Below are 3,077 nucleotides of genomic sequence, written 5' to 3' on the forward strand. Positions count from 1 at the left end.
TGATCAGCACTGCTGGTCGGGGGCTTTGCTTTTGCGCGCGGGAAAAAACCGACGCTTTGCTGCATAGGCAAGTCCGGCATGCCTCTATATGATGCGTGCCTGAATATTGCGGGGGTGATATGCAGACCTTGCTGACATTGCTGAGCGATGGCCGCTTCCATTCGGGAGAAGAGCTCGGTGCTCTGCTCGGCGTGAGCCGGAGTGCCGTCTGGAAGCGCCTCGAGGGTTTCGAGCGCGATTATGGCATGGTCGTGCAGAGAGTGCGTGGCCGTGGCTATCGCCTGGAGGAGCCGCTGAGCATCATCGCACCCAGGAAGGACTCCGGTCCCTGGCCGCTGGATGTGCTCTTCTCCACCGACTCGACCAACGCCGAAGTGCTGCGGCGACTCTCCGCGGGCGCGGTTGCGCCGTTCGCTATTCTGGCAGAGCGCCAGACCGCTGGTCGTGGCAGACGTGGGCGTCAATGGGAAAGTCCATTCGGCGCCAACCTTTATTACACCCTGGGCATTGCCGTCCGAGGCGGTGCGAAAGAGCTCGAAGGACTGAGCCTTGTTGTGGGTCTCGCCGTTGCGCGGGCCATTCGCTCTCTGGGGATTGCCGATGTTGGGCTCAAGTGGCCCAACGACGTCCTGGTCGGCGGCAAGAAGATCGCTGGCATATTGCTGGAACTCACTGGAGATCCGGCCGATATCTGCAGCGTCGCGATTGGCGTCGGCATCAATGTGAATATGCGCAAGGCTGAGGCTATCGATCAGCCCTGGACTTCGTTGCGCGAGGCGCTGGGCGTGCTGATCGACCGCAATGCGCTGCTCGCGGCGCTGGAGTCGGAGCTTTCCCTGGTGCTTTCCCGTCACCGCGAGCAGGGCTTCTCCGCCAGTCTCGAGGAGTGGGAGTCTCTTCATCTTTGGCAGGGGAGGCAGGTCACGCTGTCCACTGCTGCCAATAATATCGTTGGGCGCGCGTTGGGCATCGATGAGCGAGGCGCCTTGCGCCTTCTGGTCGATGGGCAGGAGCAGCGTTACAGCGGAGGCGAGCTGAGCCTGAGGTTGTCTGATGATTCTTGAATTGGATTGCGGTAATAGCCTGATCAAGTGGCGTGTGGTCAGAAAGCACGACCTGGTAACTGTGGCGGGGGGCGTTGCCGATTCCGACCAGGCGCTGCTTGCTCAACTGCAGGCGAGCAGTGCTCTGGAGATTCGCTATTGCCGTATGGTGAGTGTGCGTAGTGAGCAGGAAACCGATGCGCTGAGTGGTCTTCTCGAAAGTGTATTTCCCGTCTCCGTCCAGATCGCTGCCCCATCCAAGGAGCTTGGTGGCGTGGTGAATGGATACCACGAGTATCAGCGACTCGGCATGGATCGTTGGCTTGCATTGGTGGCGGGGCACTGCCTGGCAGGTCGTGGTTGCCTGGTGATCGATCTCGGTACGGCGGTGACCTCCGACCTGGTGGATGCATCCGGGCGCCACATGGGGGGCTACATCGCTCCCGGGATGCCGTTGATGCGCAGCCAGTTAAGGACGCATACGCGCCGTATTCGCTACGACGACGAGGCGGCTCATGAGGCTCTGCAGAACCTGTTGCCGGGCCAGGAAACCTCTGAAGCCGTGGAGCGGGGCTGCGTTCTGATGTTGCGTGGCTTCGTGCGCGAGCAATGCGAGTTAGCCGGTCGTCTGCTGGGCGATGAGTGTGCGGTGTATTTGACCGGCGGCGATGCCGAGCTGGTAAGGGACGAGCTCCCGCGTGCCGTGGTGCTTCCGGATCTGGTGTTTCTCGGCCTGGCGCTCGCCTGTCCGATAGAGTGAGTCTGATCGATGCGTTGGTTCTTTCTCTTCTTGCTGGCCTTGAATGTCTTCTATTACGTCTGGCATCAGCAGCAGGCGCCGCTTCGTCCCAAGGAGGTTGCGCCACTCAGTCTGTTCCACGGTGAACAGAAGAATATCCGTCTGCTGAGTGAATCGGCTGAGGCGCCGCAGCGTCGGCAGGTTGAGGAAAAATCGGCGGCGCCGACATCGGCCTGTCTGTTCCTGGGGAGTTTTCCGGCGGAAGAGCGTGCACGTATGCTGGCGCAGCGGCTGCTGAGTCTGGATGTGCAGGCCTCCGTAGAGACGGTTGATGCTGCCGCGGGTGTCGATTACTGGGTGTATCTGCCGCCTCTGGCCTCGCGTCAGGCGTCGTTGTGGCAGTTGCGCGAGTTGCAGGCGCGCAAGATCGACAGCTACGTCATTACCGAGGGCGATCTCACGGACGGCATCTCGCTGGGCATCTTCCAGCGCAAGGACTCCGCAGACAGTGTCGTGGAGCGCCTGAAGACTGCGGGTTATGACGCGCTGATTCGCGAACTGGCGCGGTCGCAGCACGATTACTGGGTGCAGATTGCTCCGGAAAGCAACCGTCTGGTGGATGACGTCCTGGTGCGCCAACTGTCTGCTGATTTCCCGGAGCTGCAAAAGCAAACGATGCCGTGCAAAAGCGTTGCAAGCCCTCAATAGTTTGAATAGAATGGCGCCCGCTTCACAGGGGTGACCTGAAAAGAGGGAACACTGGAAGTTGTTGTCGAAGAGCTAAGCTCAAGTTTTTTAAAGAAAAACAGTTGACAACGCGGTGGCAGGCTGTAGAATGCCGCCTCACTCGGAGGGGTTCCCGAGCGGCCAAAGGGATCAGACTGTAAATCTGACGTCTCAGACTTCGAAGGTTCGAATCCTTCCCCCTCCACCAGTTTCAAGCGTGAGCTTCAAGCTCCGCGGGTATAGTTCAGTGGTAGAACCTCAGCCTTCCAAGCTGATGATGCGGGTTCGATTCCCGCTACCCGCTCCAAGTTTGTTGCTTATGTCTTGCTCATGTAGCTCAGCTGGTAGAGCACACCCTTGGTAAGGGTGAGGTCAGCGGTTCAAATCCGCTCATGAGCTCCATCTCGCAAAGGCAGATATGAAAATATCTGCCTTTGTTTTAATGGTGACGTGACTTTCTCAATTCCTTACGGGAGGCGGTCAAGATGGCTAAAGAAAAGTTTGAGCGTAACAAGCCGCACGTTAACGTCGGCACCATCGGTCACGTTGACCACGGTAAAACCACTCTG

Annotated in this window: 4 protein-coding genes and 3 tRNA genes; all 7 read left to right on the plus strand. The window is 59.0% G+C overall.

Features of this window, described 5'->3' with window-relative positions:
• Nucleotides 1-119 precede the first annotated feature (119 nt).
• Nucleotides 120-1,064, plus strand: a complete 945-nt coding sequence (birA, locus tag ACYCAX_RS26475) for a bifunctional biotin--[acetyl-CoA-carboxylase] ligase/biotin operon repressor BirA (protein WP_015475305.1) — start codon at nucleotides 120-122, stop codon at nucleotides 1,062-1,064.
• Nucleotides 1,054-1,803 carry a pantothenate kinase gene (locus ACYCAX_RS26480; protein ID WP_015475306.1) on the plus strand — a complete coding sequence of 250 codons (750 nt, stop codon included), beginning with the start codon at nucleotides 1,054-1,056 and terminating at the stop codon, nucleotides 1,801-1,803. The genes birA and ACYCAX_RS26480 overlap by 11 nt, the downstream gene beginning before the upstream one ends.
• A 9-nt stretch (nucleotides 1,804-1,812) precedes the next feature.
• Nucleotides 1,813-2,490: an SPOR domain-containing protein gene (locus tag ACYCAX_RS26485; protein WP_460249207.1), complete on the plus strand. Its 678-nt coding sequence runs from the start codon at nucleotides 1,813-1,815 to the stop codon at nucleotides 2,488-2,490.
• Between the two features lie 141 nt (nucleotides 2,491-2,631).
• Nucleotides 2,632-2,716, plus strand: a tRNA-Tyr gene (locus tag ACYCAX_RS26490).
• Between the two features lie 25 nt (nucleotides 2,717-2,741).
• Nucleotides 2,742-2,815: transfer RNA gene (locus tag ACYCAX_RS26495), tRNA-Gly, on the plus strand.
• 19 nt (nucleotides 2,816-2,834) lie between these two features.
• Nucleotides 2,835-2,910, plus strand: a tRNA-Thr gene (locus ACYCAX_RS26500).
• 83 nt (nucleotides 2,911-2,993) lie between these two features.
• A partial coding sequence (locus tag ACYCAX_RS26505; protein WP_003292966.1) for a GTP-binding protein occupies nucleotides 2,994-3,077 on the plus strand: 84 nt, incomplete at its 3' end.

The sequence above is a fragment of the Pseudomonas sp. MT3 genome, assembly GCF_054720805.1.